Origin of the sequence: Faecalibacterium sp. Marseille-Q4164 (assembly GCF_017377545.1) — a bacterium.
Classification (GTDB): Bacteria; Bacillota; Clostridia; order Oscillospirales; family Ruminococcaceae; genus Faecalibacterium; species Faecalibacterium duncaniae.
In genome coordinates this window covers 44,030-65,590 of the sequence record NZ_JAFREJ010000006.1, presented here as the reverse complement: position 1 = coordinate 65,590, position 21,561 = coordinate 44,030, and the positions used below count along the sequence as shown (strand labels likewise).

19 protein-coding genes are annotated in these 21,561 nt (G+C 59.4%); 9 read left to right on the top strand and 10 right to left on the bottom strand.

Annotation, left to right across the window (positions count from 1 at the left end; all coding sequences use genetic code 11):
* Positions 1-123 precede the first annotated feature (123 nt).
* From pflA to J3352_RS07945, 7 genes are all read right to left on the bottom strand, one after another.
* Entirely contained in the window at positions 124-879 is a 756-nt protein-coding gene (pflA, locus tag J3352_RS07975; protein ID WP_097773391.1) for a pyruvate formate-lyase-activating protein, read from the bottom strand.
* Complete coding sequence (gene pflB, locus J3352_RS07970; protein WP_097773392.1) at positions 866-3,118, bottom strand: formate C-acetyltransferase; 2,253 nt, start codon at positions 3,116-3,118, stop codon at positions 866-868. The genes pflA and pflB overlap by 14 nt, the downstream gene beginning before the upstream one ends.
* A gap of 635 nt (positions 3,119-3,753) precedes the next feature.
* Positions 3,754-4,206, bottom strand: a complete 453-nt coding sequence (locus J3352_RS07965) for a hypothetical protein (RefSeq protein ID WP_097773393.1) — start codon at positions 4,204-4,206, stop codon at positions 3,754-3,756.
* A gap of 90 nt (positions 4,207-4,296) precedes the next feature.
* Positions 4,297-5,322 carry a lysylphosphatidylglycerol synthase transmembrane domain-containing protein gene (locus J3352_RS07960; protein WP_097773394.1) on the bottom strand — a complete coding sequence of 342 codons (1,026 nt, stop codon included), beginning with the start codon at positions 5,320-5,322 and terminating at the stop codon, positions 4,297-4,299.
* Between the two features lie 303 nt (positions 5,323-5,625).
* Complete coding sequence (locus J3352_RS07955) at positions 5,626-7,227, bottom strand: glycosyltransferase (RefSeq protein WP_097773395.1); 1,602 nt, start codon at positions 7,225-7,227, stop codon at positions 5,626-5,628.
* Positions 7,228-7,249: 22 nt separating this feature from the next.
* A complete protein-coding gene (locus J3352_RS07950) occupies positions 7,250-8,077 on the bottom strand; it encodes a hypothetical protein (RefSeq protein ID WP_097773396.1) in 828 nt (275 codons plus the stop codon).
* A gap of 60 nt (positions 8,078-8,137) precedes the next feature.
* Positions 8,138-9,298, bottom strand: coding sequence for an acyltransferase (locus tag J3352_RS07945; RefSeq protein ID WP_097773397.1), 1,161 nt, complete (start codon positions 9,296-9,298; stop codon positions 8,138-8,140).
* Positions 9,299-9,674: 376 nt separating this feature from the next.
* Between J3352_RS07945 and J3352_RS07940 the strand changes: the two genes are divergently transcribed.
* The 4 genes from J3352_RS07940 (at position 9,675) to J3352_RS07925 (ending at position 14,313) form a co-directional block, all read left to right on the top strand.
* Complete coding sequence (locus tag J3352_RS07940; protein ID WP_097773398.1) at positions 9,675-11,183, top strand: class I adenylate-forming enzyme family protein; 1,509 nt, start codon at positions 9,675-9,677, stop codon at positions 11,181-11,183.
* 28 nt (positions 11,184-11,211) lie between these two features.
* Positions 11,212-12,684 (top strand): class I adenylate-forming enzyme family protein, encoded by a 1,473-nt coding sequence (locus J3352_RS07935; protein WP_156066515.1) that lies wholly within the window; start codon positions 11,212-11,214, stop codon positions 12,682-12,684.
* Positions 12,685-12,866: 182 nt separating this feature from the next.
* Entirely contained in the window at positions 12,867-13,109 is a 243-nt protein-coding gene (locus J3352_RS07930) for an acyl carrier protein (RefSeq protein WP_005934955.1), read from the top strand.
* Positions 13,110-13,116: 7 nt separating this feature from the next.
* Positions 13,117-14,313 carry a hypothetical protein gene (locus J3352_RS07925; protein WP_156066517.1) on the top strand — a complete coding sequence of 399 codons (1,197 nt, stop codon included), beginning with the start codon at positions 13,117-13,119 and terminating at the stop codon, positions 14,311-14,313.
* 221 nt (positions 14,314-14,534) lie between these two features.
* On the opposite strand, the gene J3352_RS07920 is transcribed toward J3352_RS07925, so the two are convergent.
* Complete coding sequence (locus J3352_RS07920) at positions 14,535-15,800, bottom strand: hypothetical protein (protein ID WP_156066519.1); 1,266 nt, start codon at positions 15,798-15,800, stop codon at positions 14,535-14,537.
* A gap of 54 nt (positions 15,801-15,854) precedes the next feature.
* On the opposite strand from J3352_RS07920, the gene J3352_RS07915 reads away from it, so the two are divergent.
* A complete protein-coding gene (locus tag J3352_RS07915; protein ID WP_156066521.1) occupies positions 15,855-16,127 on the top strand; it encodes a hypothetical protein in 273 nt (90 codons plus the stop codon).
* A gap of 561 nt (positions 16,128-16,688) precedes the next feature.
* Here J3352_RS07915 and J3352_RS07910 read toward each other — a convergent pair.
* A complete protein-coding gene (locus J3352_RS07910) occupies positions 16,689-17,651 on the bottom strand; it encodes a biotin--[acetyl-CoA-carboxylase] ligase (RefSeq protein WP_156066523.1) in 963 nt (320 codons plus the stop codon).
* A gap of 333 nt (positions 17,652-17,984) precedes the next feature.
* On the opposite strand from J3352_RS07910, the gene J3352_RS07905 reads away from it, so the two are divergent.
* Genes J3352_RS07905 through J3352_RS07890 form a run of 4 tightly spaced genes read left to right on the top strand, consistent with a single transcriptional unit; the run spans position 17,985 to position 20,243 of the window.
* Positions 17,985-18,515, top strand: a complete 531-nt coding sequence (locus J3352_RS07905; RefSeq protein ID WP_227612747.1) for an RNA polymerase sigma factor — start codon at positions 17,985-17,987, stop codon at positions 18,513-18,515.
* Complete coding sequence (locus J3352_RS07900) at positions 18,499-19,077, top strand: hypothetical protein (RefSeq protein WP_156066525.1); 579 nt, start codon at positions 18,499-18,501, stop codon at positions 19,075-19,077. The genes J3352_RS07905 and J3352_RS07900 overlap by 17 nt, the downstream gene beginning before the upstream one ends.
* Positions 19,078-19,087: 10 nt before the next feature.
* Positions 19,088-19,768, top strand: a complete 681-nt coding sequence (locus J3352_RS07895; protein ID WP_156066527.1) for a hypothetical protein — start codon at positions 19,088-19,090, stop codon at positions 19,766-19,768.
* Positions 19,749-20,243: a hypothetical protein gene (locus J3352_RS07890; RefSeq protein ID WP_156066529.1), complete on the top strand. Its 495-nt coding sequence runs from the start codon at positions 19,749-19,751 to the stop codon at positions 20,241-20,243. The genes J3352_RS07895 and J3352_RS07890 overlap by 20 nt, the downstream gene beginning before the upstream one ends.
* Positions 20,244-20,412: 169 nt before the next feature.
* Here the strand turns inward: J3352_RS07890 and J3352_RS07885 are convergent, their stop codons facing one another.
* A complete protein-coding gene (locus tag J3352_RS07885) occupies positions 20,413-21,558 on the bottom strand; it encodes a glycoside hydrolase family 105 protein (protein WP_156066531.1) in 1,146 nt (381 codons plus the stop codon).
* Positions 21,559-21,561 lie beyond the last annotated feature (3 nt).

Here is a 21,561-nt window from a genome sequence, read left to right as displayed (position 1 = left end):
TATCATTGCTTCGCAGTGCCACCTCCCACAAAAGGGAGCGGGCATACGTCAGCGTGATAGAGAGGGTCATTCTTTTTGTTTAAGTCAGGATGAAGCTTTCCCAGTCTACCCTGCCGGTGCAGTTCAGCCGGGGTACTTAGCCACTTCCAACAATTCCTCCGCCCGGCGGACCTGTTCCGCCGTGGGGGGAACAGCATCGGGCAGGGGATAGGAGATGCCCAGCTTCTGCCACTTGAACAGCCCCAGCGTGTGGTAGGGGAGCACCTCCACCCGCTGCACCGTTTTCAGGCTGCGGATGAAATCTGCGGTCCTGCGCAGGCCCTCCTCGTCATCGGTGAGGCCGGGCACCAGCACATGCCGGATCCAGAGCGGAACGCCCAGATCAGAGATGTGCCGTGCCATGGCTAAGATGTTGGCATTGTCCCGGCCGGTAAGCTGACGGTGCTTCTCCGGGTCGATCTCCTTGAGATCCAGGATCACCAGACTGGTGGAAGCCATCAGGGTATCGAAGGCGGCCAGGTAGGCGGGGTCATCGGGCTGGAACGGCTGACCGGCCGTGTCCAGCGCGGTGTGCACCCCCTTGGCGCGCGCCAGCTGGAAGAATTTTGTCAAGAAGTCCATCTGCCGCAGCGGCTCGCCGCCGCTGACGGTGATGCCGCCCTTCTTGCCCCAGTAATTGCGGTAGCGCCAGACGTGCTGGAACAGCTTCTCCGGAGACCATTCCGTGCCGCCCTCAGCGCTCCACGTTTCGGGGTTGTGGCAGTATTTGCAGCGCAGGGCACAGCCCTGCAGAAAGACAACGAACCGGACACCCGGCCCGTCCACCGAGCCGAAGCTTTCCAGCGAGTGGACGAGACCGACAGGGTCACAGTGCGGCATGGCAGGTACGGGAGATCACGTCCATCTGCTGCTCGCGGGTCAGGTCGATGAACTTGACCGCATAGCCGGAGACGCGGATGGTGAAGTTGGCGTATTCTTCCTTTTCGGGGTGCTCCATGGCATCCAGCAGCTTCTCCTTGCCGAACACATTCACGTTCAGGTGGTGTGCACCCTGATCGAAGTAGCCGTCCAGCACCTGCACCAGGTTCTCCTTGCGCTCCTCCTCGCTGTGGCCCAGAGCCTCGGGGTTGATGGTCTGGGTGTTGGAGATGCCGTCCAGAGCCCAGTGGTAGGGCAGCTTGGCAACAGAGTTCAGGGAAGCCAGCAGGCCGTTCTGCTCCGCACCGTAGCTGGGGTTTGCACCGGGTGCAAAGGGGGTAAAGGCGGCACGGCCATCGGGCAGAGCACCGGTGTACTTGCCGTACACCACGTTGGAGGTGATGGTCAGGATGGAGGTGGTAGCCTCGGAGTTGCGGTAGGTGTGGCGCTTCTTGATCATCTCCAGGAAGGTGCGCAGCAGCCACACGCCGATCTCATCGGCACGGTCGTCATCGTTGCCGTACTTGGGGAAGTCGCCCTCCACCTCATAGCCGGTGGCCAGGCCGGTCTCATCGCGCACGACCTTGACCTTGGCGTACTTGATGGCGCTCAGGGAGTCGATGACGTGGGAGAAGCCTGCAATGCCGGTGGCAAAGGTGCGGCGCACATCGGTGTCGATCAGGGCCATTTCGGCTTCCTCGTAGTAGTACTTGTCGTGCATATACTGGATCAGGTTCAGCACGTTGACGTACAGGCCGGCCAGCCAGTCCAGCATCTGAACATATTTGGGCAGGACCTCGTCATAGTTCAGGTACTCGCTGGTGATGGGGGCATAGTTGGGGCCGCACTGCTCGTGGCTCTTCTCGTCCACGCCGCCGTTGATGGCATACAGCAGGCACTTTGCCAGGTTGGCACGGGCACCAAAGAACTGCATCTCCTTGCCGGTCTGGGTGGCAGACACGCAGCAGCAGATGGAGTAATCGTCGCCCCACACGGGCTTCATCACATCGTCGTTCTCGTACTGAACAGAGCTGGTGTTGATGGACACCTTGGCGGCGTACTTCTTGAAGCTCTCGGGCAGGGCAGAGGAGTACAGAACGGTCAGGTTCGGCTCCGGTGCGGGGCCCATGTTTTCCAGAGTGTGCAGGAAGCGGTAGCAGTTCTTGGTGACCATGCTGCGGCCGTCCATGCCGATGCCGCCCACTTCCAGGGTGGCCCACACGGGGTCACCGGAGAACAGCTGGTTGTAGCTGGGGATGCGGGCAAACTTGACCATGCGGAACTTCATCACCATGTGGTCGATCAGCTCCTGAGCCTGGCTCTCGGTCAGGGTGCCGTTCTCCAGATCGCGCTGGATGTAGATATCCAGGAAGGTGGAGATGCGGCCCACGCTCATGGCAGCGCCGTTCTGGGTCTTGATGGCGGCCAGGTAGCCGAAGTACAGCCACTGGCAGGCTTCCTTGGCGTTCTTAGCGGGCTGGGAGATATCGCAGCCGTAGGCCTCGGCCATCTTCTTCATGCCCTTCAGGGCGCTGATCTGGCGTGCGATCTCCTCGCGCAGGCGGATCACGTCATCGGTCATGGTGCCGTCGCCGCAGTTGGCGAAATCTTCCTGCTTGAACTTGATCAGGGCATCGATGCCGTACAGGGCCACGCGGCGGTAGTCGCCCACGATGCGGCCGCGGCCGTAGGTGTCGGGCAGGCCGGTGATGATGTGGGTGTGGCGGGCAGCCTTCATCTCAGGGGTGTAGGCATCGAACACAGCCTGGTTGTGGGTGCGGGTATAGTCGGTAAAGATCTTGTGCAGCTCCTCGCTGGGCTGATAGCCGTAGGTGGTGCAGGCCTGCTCTGCCATCTTGATGCCGCCGTAGGGCATGAATGCACGCTTCAGGGGCTTGTCGGTCTGCAGACCGACGATCTGCTCCAGATCCTTCAGGGTCTCGTCGATATAGCCGGGGCCGTAAGCGGTCAGACTGCTGACGACTTCGGTCTCCATGTCCAGCACGCCGCCCTTGGCGCGCTCTTCCTTCTGCAGCTTCTGCAGGGCACCCCACAGCTTATCGGTCGCCTCGGTGGGGCCAGCCAGAAAGCTTTCGTCGCCGTCGTACGGGGTGTAGTTCTTCTGGATGAAGTCGCGGACATTGACTTCCTCTTTCCAGATGCGGCCCTCAAAGCCTTCCCACTGTTCAAAATTGATCATTGGAACCTCCTTGCTCCATTCCATGCGCAGGTTAGCACATTCTAACTATTGAGCCTTTGAAAAACCGCACTGCATAGGCGGCTTTCTGGGGGCGAAACGGTCTTGAACTGCCGTCTGCGGCAGTTCCAACTACAAGGTGTAGACAAAAATGAAAACTTGCCCACAAAATCTTGCGTTACTATAATAACAAGAACCACTTTAAAAAGCAATAGAAAACAAGTGGGTTTTCTTCCAAAGCAAGGGGGATTCTTTGGGCAGAATGTAGAAAAAACGCTAAAACCCCGGCGACACACACCTTTTTCGGGAAAAATTGCAAATTGAGGGTTGACAAGACTAACCGCTTATGGTATTCTGTTCTCGCAGCGGCGGTTAGCTAATTCTAACCACGATGCACCAAGAAAACGGAGCGTCTGCAAGCGCTCCGTTCCATTCCTCCATTCCATATTCTCTTTTTCTTGGCAGGATGCAGCATTCTGGTTTGCTCTGCATCCGCTGCGCGGCACACAGGGCTCTGGTACGGCACTGTGCGCAGATGAAAACAAAAACGGGACACTCAGCTTGACCACCTGAGTGCCCCGATTTTTGTTTTGTCCCGGTCGTTGATCAGCCGCATCCCGGGGAGCGGACGACATTCTTTACACCACCGCATCCCGCAGCAGCTGGTAGATCGCCCCCGCGTTTCCATCGGGGGAGCGGAGGAAGACGAATTTTCCGTTTACCTGACAGACTCCGTCTGAATAGACGGTGAAGAGCAGGTTCTGGCTGGCATCGTCTGCAAAGCGCAGGGTGATGGAATGCGCTTCGTAGTCGTGGGAGTAGGAGCGGACATTCTGGTTGAACTTTTGGTAACAGCTCGCGTTTTGCAGGATCTCGAAAAATGCCTGATAAGTATCATCGCCCGCAGAATAGGCACGGGTGGTGACCACAGAGGGGCTCAGGCTGACGGTATCCTCCACGCTGACGGAGACAGAAGTGCTTTTATTGATATCAGTTTTCAGGTCAACGCGGCGGTTGGATACGAACAACATCACGAACAACACGACCCAGAGGGCCATGATGGCATAAAAACGGAGACTTTTGTTTTCCATAAGGCGTTCTCCTTTGGCGGGCCGCCCAGCTGGGCGGCCAGAGATCTTCAAAGAGTACGCTTTCATTATAGTGCCGGAATGCGCAGGATGTCAACTGTTCTCCAGATGCTTCTGCGCCGCAAAGGTGCCTGCGGCGCTGGCGGCAAACACAAAATAGTAGCTTGCGATGCGGAAGAGCATCAGGGTGCTCATGGCCTCGCCGCTGGTCATAAAGCTGCTGAACACCAGCAGAAAGGCTGTTTCAATGGAGCCCATGCCTGCCACATTGGGCAGGGCGTTGGAAAGGAAGAGCATCAGGCTGGTGAGCAGCTGTACCTGCCAGAAGCTCAGCCCGCAGGAAAGCCCCATGAACCGGATGCAGAACCACGGCAGGGTGAACATCAGAAACAGCTTGAGGGTCTGCACGGCAAGGATGCGGGCACAGCGACCCTTGTCGGCCAGTAGGAGGCGGCTCTCGGTGGCCAGGGTGTCCAGCTGCTCCAGCCACTTTTCCCGGCGAGTCTGCCACGGTTCTGTTTTGGGCAGAAAGCCCATGGCCCAGCGGGCCAGCCGCTGCACCAGCGGCGAGACACAGAGCAGCACCAGCGTCACGATGACCAGCGCCACCACGCAGTAGGCGGCGGGCAGATAATGCATCACGCCGGAGGTGTTGGCGGCGAGCCAACGGTGCTGCAGCAGGAGCATCACAGTGGCATAGAGCAGAACGGTGGTCTTGTGGAATACATATTGCAGGGTCATCAGGCCCACACCGGGGCCCAGCGGCAGGCCGCAGTGGTAGAGATAGTAGGACTCCATGGGCACAGCCCCGGCACCCAGGCCGACCACGTTGCCAAAGATGCCCACAAAGGCGGCATCCATGCCGCGCCGCAGGGTGAACCCCGGCAGGCGGCAGCGGATGATGAGCCAGCAGACGATTCCCTCAAGCAGTGGGTATGTCAGGCCGATGGCCAGCACCAGCAGCACCTGCCAGAGGGAGAGCTGGGCCAGCGCGGTCGAGATCTCGGCCCAGTGGCTGCTGAAGATGAAAACCACTACACAGGTCAGAGCCAGCAGCACCAGCAGCGAAAGGATTGCCTTTTTGCGGGAGGGCTGCTGGGGGGTGTTGGTCTGTTCCATGGGACAAGGCTCCTTTCACGATACTGCTTGCAGTATAACACAGCGGAACCTTGTTTTTGTGAACTGAAACAAAATTTTTCTCGTCACTTTGTGTGATATGATAAAAAAGAACCTCTCAGGCTTACTTCGTTTGCCAGGTTCGGGTTGCGGCTCCCAGCATCCACTTCGTGTTGGAAACAACACTTGTGTCTTGCTGGCCGCGGCCCCAGCAGCAACGCCCTTTATCCGCCACTGGCGGCGGTTGTTGCTGTTGCCCCTATGAGGAGAAGTGGCATTGCGAAGCAATGACGGAGAGGTTTTGTGTTACTTTTTCGCTGTCAGATCTTCCACAGCAGCCCGGAGCGTCTGCTCAAAAGCCTCCTTGGAATAATACTGCTCGTACATTTTACGGCATTCTGTCCGCATGGAGGCCAGCTCTTCCGGGTGTTCAATGGCGTACTCCAGCAGGACAGCCAGCTGCTGCGGGTCGTCGTTGTGGTAAACGAAGCCGTTCCGCCCCTCGGAGATGAGCCCGGCGGTGCCGGTGTGCTCCGATACGATGGACGGCTTGCCGAAGATCAGACCCTCGGTGACAAAGGTGGGCATGGGATCATCGCGGGAAGCACAGACCAAACCGGTGCACTGCTCCATCAGGCTCTTGATCTCGTCACGGGTGAGCCGCTTGCAGTAGTACACGTTTTCCGGGTAGTCTGCGGTCAGGGCGCGGACGGAGTCCATCATCTCCTTGTCAGCGGCCTGGCCCACAAAGAGGAAGGAGGCCTTCTCCCGTACCTCGGGCGGCAGCAGGCGGATGGCCTTGCAGAAGATATCGTGGCCCTTGCGGCGCTCAAAGGAGCCCACAGTGGCAAACAGCGGGCGGCCGCGGTTGTAGCCCAGATCGGTGCAGACAAAGTTCTCTGCCGCGTAATCGGGCAGGCCGTAGATGAGCGGCCGGATCTCGAAGTCGGGCCGCACGGCGTGCATGGCGTTGGCGGCGTGGCTGCCCACCGAGTAGACCCGGACATTCTCTCCCAGCTGGGTGGGGATCTGGTGGGCAATGTGGGGATAGCCAGCAAAGGCATCATGGAGCCACCACAGCACCGGCACGGCGGTGCCGCTCAGGGCACGGACAGCCCGGGCCATGACCACCGTGTTGGCGATGACGAAGTCGGCACAGAGGGCCATGCCCCAGGCATCGGAGACATTGCGGCAGGACGACCGGGTGATGACCGAGGCCCCGGCATCCAGGAAGAGATGCAGGGAGCCGCCGTCACTGGGGCCCAGCACAAGTACCTCATACCCCATGCTGCGCAGCACCGGCACGGCGCTCACCAGCACGATGGGTGCGCCGGTCATATCCAGCACATGGCTCATAATAAAGGCACGTTTGCCGTGGGCCGAAAACGCATCCTCGGCGCAGATGCCGCGCTCGTAGTGGAGCAGGGCCTGCGGAATGAGGGTGGGCTTAGTGCAGAGCTGCGCGGCCAGCGCCAGCAGCTCGGGCACATTTTCGGGGTCATGGGCGGCGGCGCGGCAGCGCTCCAGCAGGGTACGGCTGACCACGGCGCAGCGGTTCTGCGCCTGCAGCGGCTGGCTCTGATAGAGGGCAGTCGCCCCGCCAAAGCCGAACACAGCATTGCAGACGGCGTAATCCGCACCATCCTGCAGGGCTTTGGCAAAGAACATCAGGGCGGTGGACATCAGCTCCACGTCCTCGGCGGCCAGAAGCACGCCGTCCACGCTTGCGGTCAGCTCCCCGCCCAGCCGGTCCACCAGCCGGAACTTGCGGTGGAGCTGGTCAGTCAAGGTGGCTTTCAGGGCCGTGCTGCGGGCCGATGCGCAGACCAGCAGATAGGTGCTCTGGGTGTTGCTGTACTCCTGCAGGGCCAGCTGACGCTGCTGCAGGGGGGTGTAATTGTTATACATGGCTGTTCCTCCGTTCCGCTTCTCAGTTTCCACGGTGGAACAGGCGCATCAGGCTGCGGATGGGAGCAGTGAGCTTCCAGCTTTTACTGGAAAACACGCTTTCCAGCGAGGTCTCGTAGGCAGTGCTCCGGGCCTGCAGATCGGCGTTTTTCTGGTGCAGCTGTGCGATCTCCTGCTGCAGGGCGGCCACCATCTGCTGCTGGGCCGCGGCATTCTGCTCCAGCTGCTGGATATGCTGTTTTTCGCTGTCCTTGCGCAGCTGGAGCTGCTGCACGCCCTGCAGCACGGCGCAGAACAAAGGCTCGTCCGTCAGGGTCTCCAGCGGGAAGTAGCCGTAGCTCACCACCAGCTTCATCCCGGCGGGGTAGTGGGTGGTGCCCTCCAGCCGGTAGTTGGGGTCATCGCCCAGGAACAGGGTGCTTCCACCGGAAAGGTTCAGGCCGTTGGTGGGCACGCAGATGATGCGGTCGTCTGAAAAGATCAGGTTGGTGATGCAGCAGGGCAGCTCACCCGGGTCGAACCGCAGGGCCTGCACGGCCACCGGCAGCTCAAAGGTCGCGGTCACGGCACCGGTCAGCTCGTCGGTGGTGCAGTCGGGCGCGGTCAGGGTGTCCTTTTCCGAAAAGCCGAAGCCTGCATCATAATAGAGCAGCGGCTGCAGCAGAGTGGGCGAGTCAGTATGCATCTCGCGCTGGGGGTGTGCCGCAAGGTAGGACTGCACTTTCTGTTCCAGGGAAAGGCAGCGCTCTGCCAGATGGGAAGCACCTTCGTCCGAAAGCTTGAGCTGCTGTTCCAGCTCGGCGATCTTTTCCTGCAGAGCCGCAGTGTTCTCAGGAGCTGCGTTGTTCATAACCGGATTCTCCTCATAATATTATTTCACTTCAGCAGAGGGGGCACCCTCTGCAAAAAATCAGTGTTTTGCCGCAAAATGACGTTCAGGCGCTTCGGCGCGGGCGCTGCGCCGGCGGGGCGCTTCCGCCGCCTTCTGCTCCCGGCGGGAGGTGAGCCAGAACTTCAGGTCCCGGCGGCGCACCAGCAGTTCGCAGATGAGCAGGGTGGAGCCCAGCGAAAGGGTGAACTGCAGCACCATGCCCAGCACCGGGTGAGCCGCAAACTTCTGGGGCATCAGATACCAGGGAATGGCCGTGAGCTCCACAGTGTGGACGCAGAAGATGAACAGCGAACGACGGCCAATGGCCTGAATGGCGTGGGTGACAACGTTCTCCACCCTGCGCTGGAACCAGATGACGATGGAAAGGATGCCCAGGCCCGTCACGGCATCCAGCAGGATGCTCACGGGGCCGAGGGTCCACTCGGCCATCGAGACGCAGTCGGTGCTCTTGGTAAGAAGCACCAGTGCGGCCACAGCCAGCGCCGCCGCGATCATCCCGCCGCGCAGACGGGGCGAGAGAGGCTGTTCAAAGATCTTATACTTCTTGGCAAGGTAACCCACATACAGAGCCGGAACGGTGACCATGCCCTGGCCGATGCAAAAAGGAGCCTCCCAGGTGATACAGATACCCCAGCCTAACAGCATGGTACCCAGCACCGCCCAGTTTATGTACTGCTCCGGGAAGATATTCAGGATGAGATCCAGCAGGATCCATGCGATCATCAGCGAGAGCAGATACCACATGGGGCCGCAGGAGAAGAACAGCTGGCCGAAATAGGTGGCCGTGTGGGGCAGGCCCAGTGCAAAGCCGCCCAGCACCTTGTAGGTCTCGTAGGTGGCGTTGTGCAGGCTGCCGAACAGGCTGTAATGGATGATAAAATGGAACACGGTGGTGGCAATGCCGGTATAGATGTAAGGCTTGAGCAGCGTTTTGAACTGCTGGTCGATACACTTGCCGATGGAGCGCTTGCGGAAGCCGTAGCCGCTGGCAATGTAAAAAGCCGCCATCAGGGATTCGCGGTAGGCGAACATGCAAAAGGTCAGCGGGTTGATGTGGCTGGCATCGCCCATGGGGTAAAGCTCACCGGTGTGGGCAAAGACGATGGTCAGCATGCCGACACCCTTGAGCAGATCGAACATGCCCAGCGAATTTGCGGCACGGCGTTTGGTTCCCTCCATAAAAAGGTCCTCCTCTGCGCCGCACCCCGCCCCGGGATGGCAGAATTGCCGGATTTTTGGCGCATCATGTTAAAAATTAGAGATATTTATAATAAGTATAATGCTTTTTGCCCTTGCTGTCAATCAAACGCAGGGAGAAAGCACGATGGGCGGATACCGGGAAAAGTGTACCACACTCACGGCCTGCCCGCAACAAAAGGCAGGATTTACATCCGGGTGCACAGATTGACTGCAAGTTTAAGTTGCATATTTGTGCAATTAAATCTTGCATTTGAGCCCTCTATGCGGTATACTCTAGGCTAGAGTGCCCAGAAGATTCCATTTGGCGGAAACAAAAGGGAATAATTTAACAAAAATAAACAGGGAGTGTAAAATAATGGCAAACAAGGCTTGTAACGAAGTTGTGACCGTGGCAAATATGCCGATGACCGTTTTTGATATGATCTCTGCGATGCAGAATAAGTATGCTGACCGTGTGGCGTTCCGCTATGTGGAGGGCAAGGACACGGTGGTGGAAAAGACCTACGCTCAGTATGTGCAGGATATCCGCAAAGCGACCGGCTACCTGCAGCAGGAGCTGGGCGAGCCCAAGGGCAAGAAGATCGTCATCCTGAGCCGCACCAACTATGAGTACGGCGCGGTCGTTTTCGGCACCATGATGGCAGGCGCTGTCATCGTGACCCTGAACCAGGGCAAGACCTGGGCCGAGCTGGAGTATGAGCTGGGCATGGTGGAGCCGGACCTCATCTTCAATGACGGCATCGATTACGGCTACCGCGCCCAGCTGGAAGCACTCTACGGCGCTCGGCTCCGCCCCATGGATGCCTGGACCGCTGCCCCTGAGGCTGAGATGGTCAACCGCATCGACCACGAGGGTCTGCTGATGCTGATGTTCACCTCCGGCACCACCGGCCGCAGCAAGGGCGTGATGCTGAGCGAGAAGAACTACTTCACCGCCTGCCAGATGTACATCGATGGCCTGAAGTCCGTCCTTGATTATGAGGAGCGGCTGGTACCCCAGTACCTCGACCAGACCTTCAGCCACTTTACGCTGGTGCCCATGTTCCATCTGGCCGGTTTCATCTGCTACTTTGTCTATGGCATACAGGGCTGGACCTTGAATCTCTGCTGTGATGCCCGCGACCTGCGCCGGGATATGAGCCTGATGCACAGCGATGCCATGTCTACCCCTCCGGTGCTGGTGGAGATGATCTGCAACGAGGTCAAGCGCGGCCATGCCGACCGCCTGAACGGGCTGTGGAACCTGAGCTGCAGCTCTGCCATCCTTGATCCCGCCATTCTGAGCGATCTGGTGAAGAATGGCTTCTACATCAATCAGTGCTACTCCATGACCGAGCTGGCCGGCTATGGCCTGCTGAACGTGACCCAGGAGGGCGACCACCTGCGTGCCCTGGGCAAGCCGGACGGCTTCTGTGAGGTCAAGGTGGACGAGACCGGCGAAATCTGCGTCCGCGGCGGCTGCGTGATGCTGGGCTACTATAAGGACCCCGAGGCCACTGCCGAGACCATCGACAAGGACGGCTGGCTCCACACCGGCGACCTGGCCCGCGTGGACGAGGAAGGCTACTACTATATGACCGGCCGCAAGAAGAACCTCATCATTCTGGACAGCGGCGAGAACGTCAGCCCCGAGGAGCTGGAAAAGCTGCTGGGCAAGTGCGATGCCATCAAGGAGTGCATCGTCAAGGAGATGGGCAAGAAGATCGGCACCGTGGTCTGCTGTGAGGATGACAAGCAGCAGCAGGTGAAGGCTTTTGTCACCGAACTGAACCGCACCCTGCCCATGTACAAGCGCATCTCCGTTGTAGAATGCAGCGCCGAGCCCCTGCCCCGCAACGCGCTGGGCAAGCTGCTGCGCAAGTAAAATCAAACGGGAGAAAAAGGAGCAGACCATGGTAAACAATGTCTATGATCTTGTCACCCGGACAATGGAGCAGGAATTCCCCGGGCGGGTGGCGTTCCGCTGGGTAGAGGATGCCACCGGCACCGTGAAGGAAAAGACCTATGCCGAGTATGCACAGGATATCCGCCGCGCCGCTGCCTGGTTTGCCCGGAACATCCCGGAGGTGGAGGGCAAGCGGGTGGTCCTGCTGAGCCGGAACTGCTATGAGTACGGCGTGAATACCTTTGGCGCTGTGCTGGCCGGGGCTGTTCTGGTAACGATGAACCAGAAAAAGACCTGGGATGAGCTGAGCTGGGAGCTGGAGCTGGCAGAGCCTGCCCTCATCCTGAACGATGGGGTGGACTATGGCTGCCGTGAGCAGCTGGAGGCTGCGTATGGGGAGCGCCTGCGGCCGATGGATGTCTGGAAGGACACCGCGCCCGGCGGGCTGGAAAAGAAGATCGACCCCAATGCCCTGATGGTCATGCTGTTCACCTCCGGCACCACCGGCCGCAGCAAGGCCGTGATGCTGGCAGAGCGGAACTTCTTTACCGTGATGCAGATGCACGTTGCCATGGGCGACCACATGCTGGACTTCAAGCACCGGCAGCTGCCCGAGGACAAAAACGATGTCCTGAGCAACTTTGCCATCCTGCCCCTGTTCCATCTGGGCACCTTTATCTGCCTGTTCTCCTGGCCCTTCAAGGGCTGGGCTCTGAACCTTTGCAGTGACCTGCGGAATTTCTACCGGGATCTGGGCCTGATGCACAGCGATTCCATTGCCGTGGCCCCGGTGCTGATGGAGAGCATCTACAAGGATGTCAAGCGCGGCCGCGCCGATAAGCTGAACGGCCTGTGGAACCCCTGCGGCAGCTCTGCCATGTTCGACAGCGAGCTGCTGCTGGGTCTGGTGGAAAACGGCATGTACATCACCCAGTGCTACGGCATGACCGAGACCTGCGGCGATGGTCTGGTGAACTACGCCCAGGCAGAGCCCCATATCCGGGCGCTGGGCAAGCCGGACGGCCACTGTGAGTACAAGCTGGATGAGACCGGCGAGATCTGCATCCGGGGCGGCTGTGTGATGCTGGGCTACTATAAAGACCCCGAGGCCACTGCTGAGATCATCGACAAAGACGGCTGGCTCCACACCGGCGACCTGGCCCGTGAGGACGAGGACGGCTATTACTACATGGTGGGCCGGAAGAAGAACTTAATCATTCTGGGCACCGGCGAGAACGTCAGTCCCGAGGAGCTGGAAAGAAGGCTCAACGCCTGCCCTGAGGTGCAGGAGTGCGTGGTCAAGGAGATGGGCAAAAAGATCGGCGCGCTGATCTGCTGTGCCGAGGAAAAGCAGGCGGAGGTCCGGGCTTTCCTCACCGGGTTGAACCGTACCCTGCCGCTGTACCAGCGGATCACGGCGGTGGAGTTCAGCGCCGAACCCCTGCCCCGCAACGCCATGGGCAAGCTGCTGCGCAGGTAAGCGCGGAAATTGTAAAAAAAGCGCAAAACCGGGCGGTCGGTGTGTTGCATTTCCTCCATAAAACAGGTATTATAAAACACAGGAATGCCCCGCCGGCTGGCTAAACCGGCCCGGCGCGTGGCATACTGAAACTGCGCCCTTGCAGGCGATAAAAAATCCCTCACGGAAAGGAAGATTTTTTGATGGAAAGAGCAGAAATCATGTCTCAGATCCTGGCAATTCTGGAGGATGTGGCAGAGATCTCGCCCGAGGATGTCAACGAAAACAGCGTGATGATGGATGATCTGGATCTGTCCTCTATGGAGATCCTGACCGTCGTGGCCGATCTGGAAGAGACCTTTGGTCTGCGCATCCCCGAAAAGGAGCTGCGCAACTTTGTGACCATCGGCGATCTGGCCGATTATCTGGCCGAGAACGCGGGGTAAATTCCGGATGAATGCAGAGCAGCGTGCGGTGTTTCAGGGCATCGTCTACTACTACCGTGAAAATCAGGTCCTCTGCCGCTATCAGGCCACGCTGAAGGAGGCCGTTGACCCGGCTCTTCTGCAACAGGCACTGGATGCGGCCCGCCCGCTGGCAGAGTATTATTTCTGCCATGTGGTGTGGGAAAAGCGGGAGGCCCGTCTGGAGCCCAACACTGCCCCCTGCCGTGTGCGGCAGGGCAGCACCCAGCCAAAGATCCCCGAGGAGACGAACGATTATCTCTTCTCGCTGGGCTATGAGGGGAACACGGTCTATCTGGACTGGTTCCACTTCCTAGCCGATGGCCGGGGCGGCGCGCCCTTTTTCACCCTGCTGCTCAAGCTCTACTGCAACCTGCGCTCCAACGCTGGTTTTGTGTGCGAGGCCCTTGCTTCTGACCCGCCCTATGATGTGGAACAGCTGCTGGCCCGCTGCCCGGAGAGCCAGGTGGCCAACGACATGCAGAAGGACGTGCTGCAGATCCACGAGGGCACGCCCCATTTCCAGCGGCTGCGGCTGGACAGGCAGAGCCTTGTGGATCTGGCGCAGAAGGAGGGCGTGAAGCCCTTCAGCGTCCTCATGGGGCTGACCTGCCAGGCAGCGCAGCGGTATCTGGAAAAGAACGACCTTGTGTACAGCTATGCCGCCGACACCCGCGCGGCGCTGGGGGTGCCGCATGCCCTGTACAACTGCATTGCGTCCTTTCAGCTGTCCCTGCAGCTGGAACCGAAGGCCCGGCTCCACAGCTTTGCAAAGCGGCTCGACCATGAGATCCGGGAAACCCTGACCCCGGAGCGCCGCCTGTTCCGCATGGCCGAACAGATGGGCTGGGTGTATCAGGTGTTCCGGCAGAAGGCCGCGCTCAAGATCAAGAAGCGTGTGTTCCAGATGGGCGAGTACATCAGCGGCTTCCCGGCAGATTTCTGGGTCAGCTACATCGGCAGCCCGCTGCTGCCGCACAGCCCGGAGCTGGAAGCGTACCTGACCGATTTCCAGACCTGGGTGCTGCCGGACGGCGCGTCCCTTGCAATGGAGGTCACCAGCCTGCACGGCGTGCTGACCTGCTGCATTGAGAACAAGGTGGACAAGCCCGGCTACCTCGAGGCCCTGCGCGATGTGATGGAGCAGGAGGGCATCAGGGTGCTGGAAGCGGTACATATTTCCTGAAGCAACAATAACAGCGAACCCCCTAGTGCAGATCGCACCGGGGGGTTCGCTGTTTAGTTAGCATCCTCACCCTCTCCGTCATTGCTTGCGCAATGCCACCTCTCCCGAAGGGAGAGGCAAGACATCACAGAGGGCAGATGCTGCTAAATCTGGGATTGCCCTTGGCTCCCCCTTTGGGGGAGCTGGCAAAGCCGAAAGCTTTGACTGAGAGGGTTCGCCACTTACCCCTTCAGCTGATTCCAGCTCCGAATAACCTCCCAGCGGCTGACGGAATCCTCCGCAGACGCATCCGGGGCGAGGAGCTGGTTCTCGATGGCCCATGCAAGGGCCTGCTGGACCGGGGCAGCATCGGCAGGGAGAAGAGCAGCGGGGGCCGGAGTCCCGGCGGCTTCCCACAGCAGCAGGGCCAGCTCCCCAGCGTTGTTGGGGATGGCCGCACCGGCAGGCAGAACGGTATTCAGGTACAGCTCGGTGCCGATCATGTAGCCGGTGTAGCCCAGCACGGCAGCGCCAGTACCGGCAACGCCGATCATGGCAGCCGTTTCCAGAATGCCGGGGCCGTCATCTTCGATGCTGGCTTCCCGGTACTGGGCTTCCACGGTAACGGTCTTGCCGTTTTCCACTGCATTGGCCGGGATGGTAAAGCTTTCGGCGTTGTAGGCCACATTGGGGTTGCCCAGCAGGCTTTCCTCGCTGATGGTCCACTGGTCGAACACCATGCCCTCCGGCACGGCATCCGGGTCAAGGGTCACCTTTGCTTCTGCATCCACCGGCACGGTGCCGCTGGTCAGCGCATCCCTTTCGCCGGTCGTAAAGCTGCCGCCCACCACTTTCAGGGTGTAGGTCTCCGGTTCCGGTTCCGGCTCGGGTTTGGGTGCCGGGTCGTTCAATCGCAGCTCAAGGTCAGCCGTAAGAGGCAGCTGTACTTCCCGTACCTTGCCGCTGCTCAGGGTCACATACAGGGTACCGGTGGGCTGGCCGACCACATAAAGTTCATTGGCGGCGCTGTCCAGCGCAGTAGCTTCACCGCTCATTTTCAGCGCAGTGATTTTTCCGTTATCAGAAACGGTAATTTTCTTGGCGCTGTTTTCGCAGCCGGTGGGAACATTCAGGAACACGCCGTTCAGGGCGCTGCCGGTGACTTCTTTCAGGAAAATGCCGTTGGTGATGGTGGTGTTGCTGTCCACCGTAACCGGGCAGTTCCCCGCCACCCCATGGGGGTTCAGGTCGGTGCCGTTAAAGTCATAGCTTTTCTCAGTAGCAGGCTCCAAAATCAGGGTGCCGTTTTTAAACTTCCAGCCGTTGCCGCTGTAATTCTGGGTGCCGCCCTTAGTGCCAACGGGGTAGCCGTTTTCGTCGATCACCAGCCGGGTCAGCTTGCTCAGGGTAACGGTGTCCGCATTGGCGGGTGGTGCGGTAAAAGTGACAGAAAAAGAACCATGACCATCATCGGAATATCTTGGACTTGGTGCCCAATCTTCTAACAAACAATGTGTGTCGTTTGTGTCTCCGAATGTAACATCAATAGGAAATAATATTGCTTGACTGTTTTTAAGAGAAATATAGATGGTGATGCTGGTATTATGGTTGGAATTGGGAATGACATAACCGCTGTTGCCGAAATAACTGATTTCTATATCGAAACTCTCATAGCTACCATTCTGCTGGGAATTCACTTTCAAGGTATAGCCGTCAGCGACTTGGCCATCCTCTGGTTTTTTATGAAAAATGCCGCCCTTTATGGTGCCATTGTTGGTAACGGTAGATTTAAACGTGCCGCCGGTAATTGTACCATGATTTATAACGGGCATTGAGTAAACGCCACTCGTTATAGTGCCATCATTGGTAATACTGGAACCAGGATTTTTGGCGTTCCAAAATTTACCATTTACAATCTCTGCGTTTTTCCTTATGATGGCAGAACATAAAATACTCTTTGGATCCAGACGGATGTTTCCGCACTCTTTCAAATCATAGGTAGTAGGAGTTGAGGGATCGAGAGTAAGCGTTTGTGTAGAACCGTCATAGCTCCAGCCATCGCCAGAACAACTTGTAGTATGGGTACCGTTAGCATCGATAGAACCTTCGGGATATCCATCTACAATTTTTAATTGGCCGCCTTTCTCCGCCCACGCTGTAAGTGCCGACACAGGCAGGAGCGTTACCGCCATGCACAGCGCCACCAGAAGGCTGATAAGTCGTTTCTTCATAGGGGGTCCCTCACTTTCTTTGGGCCGGTCTCCCGGCTGGGTGGTATGGGGGCTTATACTCTTCTACTTCCTATAATGCAGAAAAAGAGGAATCCTTTCACCTGACTGGGAAATTTTTTTTTTTTTTTTTTTTTGAGGACGACCTCTCCTCCTTGACAATCCACCTCACCCTGTCCTTGTCGGCCGGATGCTGACCTCGCCGTGCTGCAGGGCAATCTGCCTGCTGCCCTCGCGCTCCACCACCAGACGGCCCGCATCGTCAATGGAAAGGGCCTTTGCGGCATAGGTCTCGGCCCCGGTGCAGACGGTGACCCAGTGGCCCGGCACAAAACAGCGGGCCCGGTACTCGTCCAGACAGTCGAAGGCCGGGCAGAGGGAGAGCAGCTCCCGGGCAATGGCCCCGGCCAGCACTGCCCGGCTCACGGGTGCGGGCCCGCCGGGGTAAAGGCTGCCTGCCGTGCGGGCCAGCTCCTCGGGCCAATCGGCAGGGGAGGTGGTCAGGTTGAGGCCGATGCCCACCACCAGCCATTCCAGCTGGCCGCTCTCCATGTCAGTTCCGGCTTCGGTCAGGATGCCGCAGACCTTGCGGCCCTGATAGTAAAGGTCGTTCACCCATTTGATGCCCAGTTCCAGCCCGCACAGGGCCCTGACAGCCCGGGCCACGGCCACCGCTGCACTGATGGTCGCGCTCTGGGCATCGGCGGCAGAGAGGGTGGGCCGCAGGATGAGGGAGAGGTAGACCCCCTTCCCGGCAGGGCTCTCAAACCGCCGCCCCAGCCGCCCGCGCCCCGCCTGCTGGTGGGCCGTGAGCACCAGCGTGCCGTGGGGTGCACCGCCCAGTGCCAGCTGCTTGGCCGTCAGGTTGGAGCTTTGCAGTGTGTCGTAGATGTGAATGGGGGCGGGGTAGGGGCCCACCGCTTCGGCGCAGAAGGGGTCACCGCCTGCCAGCCGGTAGCCCCGGCGCGGGGCGGAATCCAGCGCGTATCCCTGAGCCGAAAGCGCCTGTGCCGCCTTGTGGACAGCCGCGCGGCTCACGCCCAGCGCTTCGGCCAGCTGCTGGCCTGAGATATAGGCTCCCTCTGCCGCCGAAAGCGCCTGCAGCAGGGCCTGTTTGGTGCTTCCCCCCATGGAAACCGCCTCCTTCTTGTGCTATAGTAGTAATAGTATAGCATAACTTGAGGCATTGCAAAAGAGACTTGCCCATTATGCCAAGGGCTCCCCTACTAGGAGCAACAGCAACAACCGCCGCCAGTGGCGGATGAAGGGCGTTGCTGTTGGGGCCGCGGCCAGCAAGATACGAGTGCTGTTTACAGCACGAAGTGGATGCTGGGAGCCGCAACCCGTACTGGCGCGAAGCGCCTGAGAGGTTTATCCGTTTTTATTTTTCAAAATTTTTGCAGGAAAACCGCGCTCTGTTTCGTATTCAATTACAGAGCGGCAGGAAAGGAGGGATGCGGACCGTTGACAACACTGGAATTCAATGCGCTGGTGCGGCAGTATCAGGGTCTGGTCTACACGGTCTGCCACCAGCTGGTGCCGGACGAGGGCGATGCCCAGGATCTGGCACAGGAGACTTTTCTGGCCGCATGGCGGGCCATTGACCGCTGCCCGCCCGGGTACGAAAAGCAGTGGCTGGCGCGTATCGCTTCCAACAAAGCCAAGGACTACCTGCGCAGTGCGTGGGTGCGCCGGGTGAACACCCCGGGAGATGATATCCTTGCACTGGAAGGCGCGCCGCCCGGCTCCGACCCGGAGCAGCAGGTGCTGGATGCCATGAGCGAGGAGACCCTGACCGAGAAGATCCTGGGGATGCGGGAGCCGTACCGCACCCCCTGCCGCCTGATGCTGCTGGAGGGCCGCACCGCCGCCGAGGCGGCAGCCCTCTGCGGCAGGCCCCAAAAGACGGTGGAGGCGCAGATCTACCGGGCAAAGAAAATGCTGGCGGAGCAGATCCGTCAGGAAAGGAGGAGCGAAGATGGAATTGTTTCGTGAAGATGGCTGCATGACCGACGCGGGCTTCCGGGCCATGATGGACGGCCAGTTGGATGAACTGGGCAGGCTGGAAGCCGCCGAACACCTCTCCTATTGTGACCAGTGCATGGATCGTTACACGGCCCTTTTGACCGCCGACGCGCTGGAAAAACCGCCAAGGAGCGTGCAGGGCGCGGTGATGGGCACGATCTGGGCCCGCCTGATGCAGAATACCTATGGCAGGGCTGCCGTGGCCGGTGTGGCCGCTGTGCTGGCCCTGACCCTGTGGCGGAGCGGGGCGCTGCAGCAGATCATCCAGTATGGTGCCGGGCGGGAAACCGTGCTGGAGACCGACCAGAGCCAGCTCTGGGAACCCGGCCAGAATGACCCGGCCCCGGAGAACACCCCGCAATACCGCCCCATTGAGGACGACCGGCCGCAGGCCGCGCCGGAACAGCTGGGGAGACCCATGGAGACAAAACAGGACCGCCGCTATGCCGGCGAAGGCTCCTCTGTGCTCCACAAGCTGTTCACGGATGTGACCGATAAGATCGCGGGCAACACCCCGAATACAGAGAAATGAGGGAACGATTATGAAGAAAAATGGCATCCTGACCCTGCTGTTCGCCTTTATCCCGGGCGCGGGCCAGATGTATCAGGGATATATGAAGCGCGGCCTTTCGCTGGTGCTGATGGCGGCTGCCATCAGCATGGCAGCCATGCTGATCCCGCCCGTCGCGTTTGCGCTGCTGGTGGTGTTCATGTACAGCTTTTTCGACACCTTCAACCTGCGTGCCCAGATCAGCATGGGCACCGCCCCGGAGGACGATTATCTGGTCCACTTCGACCCGCAGGACAAGCGCCTTGCACGGATGATGATGGACAGCCACAAGCTGGTGGGCTGGTGCCTGATCGCCATCGGTGCGCTGATCGCTTACGAGCAGATCATTATGAACACGCTGGGCGATATCCTGTGGCGCTGGGGCCAGAAAGCTCCGGTGTGGCGGGCCATCTATCTGGTGATGGATCAACTGCCCGAGGTTGTGCTCTGCGTGGCGCTGATCCTGTGCGGCATCTGGCTGGTGCGTGGGCCCAGGGCAAAGAAGGCTGCCCCGGAAGCCGCCGCCCCGGAGGAGACCGATTTTCAGGAGTATCAGCCCGAAAAGAAGATGCCCAGCCTGCTGGATCACTTTGCCCGCAAGGCAGAGCCGGATGCGACCGGTGAGGTGACCCTTGACCCGGAGGATGAGGACGATGGACGAGAAGAAGAATAACACAGCAGAGCGCCCGGCCCCCAAAGCCCCGGAGAGCGCCCCGGTGCGCCGGGTGGGCACCCTGACGCTGGGAGTCTGCCTGATCGCCTGCGGCGTGCTGTTCCTCTGCTATTTCTTTGTGCCGCATTTCAACTGGGATCTTGCGCTGAAAATCGCCCCGGCGGCAGGGCTGATCCTGCTGGGGTGCGAGGTACTGTATTTTGCCGCAAGGCCTCAGCGCTGGAAGTACGATTTCCTCTCGGTGCTCCTCTGCATCGTGCTGATGGTCAGCGCCTTTGGCGGGGCCTGCCTGATGGCAGCCTTTGATTTTGCCCTGCACCGGGGGGAGTTCTGGATCGAATACGATGCCCGGCAGGAGCGGGTCCTGAATGATGCGGAAAGCGACCGCCTGCGCCTGGATCTGGACGAGGGCACCGGCCCTGACCTCGATGCGGAAAATGAGGACAGCAGCGCGGCCTCCCACACGGAAGTGTGAGCCATACAAAAAACATATCACAGCAATACAAAAGATACCTTTTACAGGGGGCACCTGTCCGGGTATACTGAATGTGCACCCGGACGATGGGTGCTCGAAGAAAAAAGTGTAAAAACGAACCGCCATGGCATCTGTCACCATGGCGGTTCGCTTTTTGCTGTGTCGTGTATTACTTGCGGGCGATCATCTCGGTGTAGGCCAGCACCAGGGGGCCTACGCCCTTGGCATCGTTGCAGACCACAGGCTCACTGAAGTAGTAGGCCAGGGAGCCGTCGCGGTGGTCCTTGCCGCCCAGACCTGCCACCAGGCAGATGCCATCCAGCTGCAGGCTGCCGTCCGGGTTCTTGGAGAGGTACCTGTCACAGGTGCCGTAGAAGGCTTTCTCAGCCCAGGCAGCCATCCGCTTGGGCAGGTAGCCCAGGCGCACGCCCTTGAGCACCGCATAGGCGAACAGGGCAGTGCCGCTGGTCTCAAGGTAGTTGCCCTCCACGCCGGGGTGATCCATCACCTGCCAGAACATGCCGGTCTCCTCGTCCTGGAACTTGTGCACATCCTCAATGGTCTGGCGGAGCTGTGCCATGATGCCGCGGTACTCGTTGTACAGCTGCTCGTCCATCCGCTCCAGCACATCCACCATGGCCACCATGAACCAGCCCATGGCCCGCAGCCAGAAGTTGGGGCTGCAGCCGGTCACGGGGTCAGCCCAGTACATTTGGCGGCTCTCGTCGTAGCCGTGGTAGTACAGGCCGGTCTTTTCGTCCCGCATGTGCTTTTTGATGTTCATAAACTGCTTGTAGCTGTCAATGCAGCCCTGCATCTTGTTGTAGCGGGTCTCGTACTCCATGTAGAAGGGCTGGGCCATGTAGGTGCCGTCCAGCCAGACCTGCCAGGGGTAGATATCCTTGTGCCAGAAGTTGCCCTCCTTGGTGCGGGGCTGGGTGAGCAGCTGGCTGCGGATGGTGTCAATGGCCCGGCGGTACTTCTCCTCCCCGAAGATGTCGTACAGGGTGAACAGGTTCTTACCTTGGTTCACGTTGTCCAGGTTATACTCCTTGGGGTCATAAGTCTTGATGGAACCATCCTCCTGCACAAAGAAGTCGATGAAATCCTTGGAGAAGCTCAGGTACTTCTCGTCCCCGGTGGTCTTGTACAGGCTCAGGCAGGCCGTGATCATGCAGCCGTCGATGTAGTTCCACTTGTTGGGCTTGCCGCTGCGCACCTTTTCAATGTTCCACATGGGGGCCTCGGCGCTGGAATTGGCGATCAGGTAGTCCACATAGTCGCCCAGCAGGGTGAGAATTTCTTCATGGGTCATGGG

What these genes read in the sequence shown, in the direction of transcription:
- pflA (WP_097773391.1), bottom strand. Translation starts at nt 879, where the DNA reads ATGCCGCACTGTGACCCTGTCGGTCTCGTCCACTCGCTGGAAAGCTTC.
- pflB (WP_097773392.1), bottom strand. Translation starts at nt 3,118, where the DNA reads ATGATCAATTTTGAACAGTGGGAAGGCTTTGAGGGCCGCATCTGGAAA.
- J3352_RS07965 (WP_097773393.1), bottom strand. Translation starts at nt 4,206, where the DNA reads ATGGAAAACAAAAGTCTCCGTTTTTATGCCATCATGGCCCTCTGGGTC.
- J3352_RS07960 (WP_097773394.1), bottom strand. Translation starts at nt 5,322, where the DNA reads ATGGAACAGACCAACACCCCCCAGCAGCCCTCCCGCAAAAAGGCAATC.
- J3352_RS07955 (WP_097773395.1), bottom strand. Translation starts at nt 7,227, where the DNA reads ATGTATAACAATTACACCCCCCTGCAGCAGCGTCAGCTGGCCCTGCAG.
- J3352_RS07950 (WP_097773396.1), bottom strand. Translation starts at nt 8,077, where the DNA reads ATGAACAACGCAGCTCCTGAGAACACTGCGGCTCTGCAGGAAAAGATC.
- J3352_RS07945 (WP_097773397.1), bottom strand. Translation starts at nt 9,298, where the DNA reads ATGGAGGGAACCAAACGCCGTGCCGCAAATTCGCTGGGCATGTTCGAT.
- J3352_RS07940 (WP_097773398.1), top strand. Translation starts at nt 9,675, where the DNA reads ATGGCAAACAAGGCTTGTAACGAAGTTGTGACCGTGGCAAATATGCCG.
- J3352_RS07935 (WP_156066515.1), top strand. Translation starts at nt 11,212, where the DNA reads ATGGTAAACAATGTCTATGATCTTGTCACCCGGACAATGGAGCAGGAA.
- J3352_RS07930 (WP_005934955.1), top strand. Translation starts at nt 12,867, where the DNA reads ATGGAAAGAGCAGAAATCATGTCTCAGATCCTGGCAATTCTGGAGGAT.
- J3352_RS07925 (WP_156066517.1), top strand. Translation starts at nt 13,117, where the DNA reads ATGAATGCAGAGCAGCGTGCGGTGTTTCAGGGCATCGTCTACTACTAC.
- J3352_RS07910 (WP_156066523.1), bottom strand. Translation starts at nt 17,651, where the DNA reads ATGGGGGGAAGCACCAAACAGGCCCTGCTGCAGGCGCTTTCGGCGGCA.
- J3352_RS07900 (WP_156066525.1), top strand. Translation starts at nt 18,499, where the DNA reads ATGGAATTGTTTCGTGAAGATGGCTGCATGACCGACGCGGGCTTCCGG.
- J3352_RS07895 (WP_156066527.1), top strand. Translation starts at nt 19,088, where the DNA reads ATGAAGAAAAATGGCATCCTGACCCTGCTGTTCGCCTTTATCCCGGGC.
- J3352_RS07890 (WP_156066529.1), top strand. Translation starts at nt 19,749, where the DNA reads ATGGACGAGAAGAAGAATAACACAGCAGAGCGCCCGGCCCCCAAAGCC.
- J3352_RS07885 (WP_156066531.1), bottom strand. Translation starts at nt 21,558, where the DNA reads ATGACCCATGAAGAAATTCTCACCCTGCTGGGCGACTATGTGGACTAC.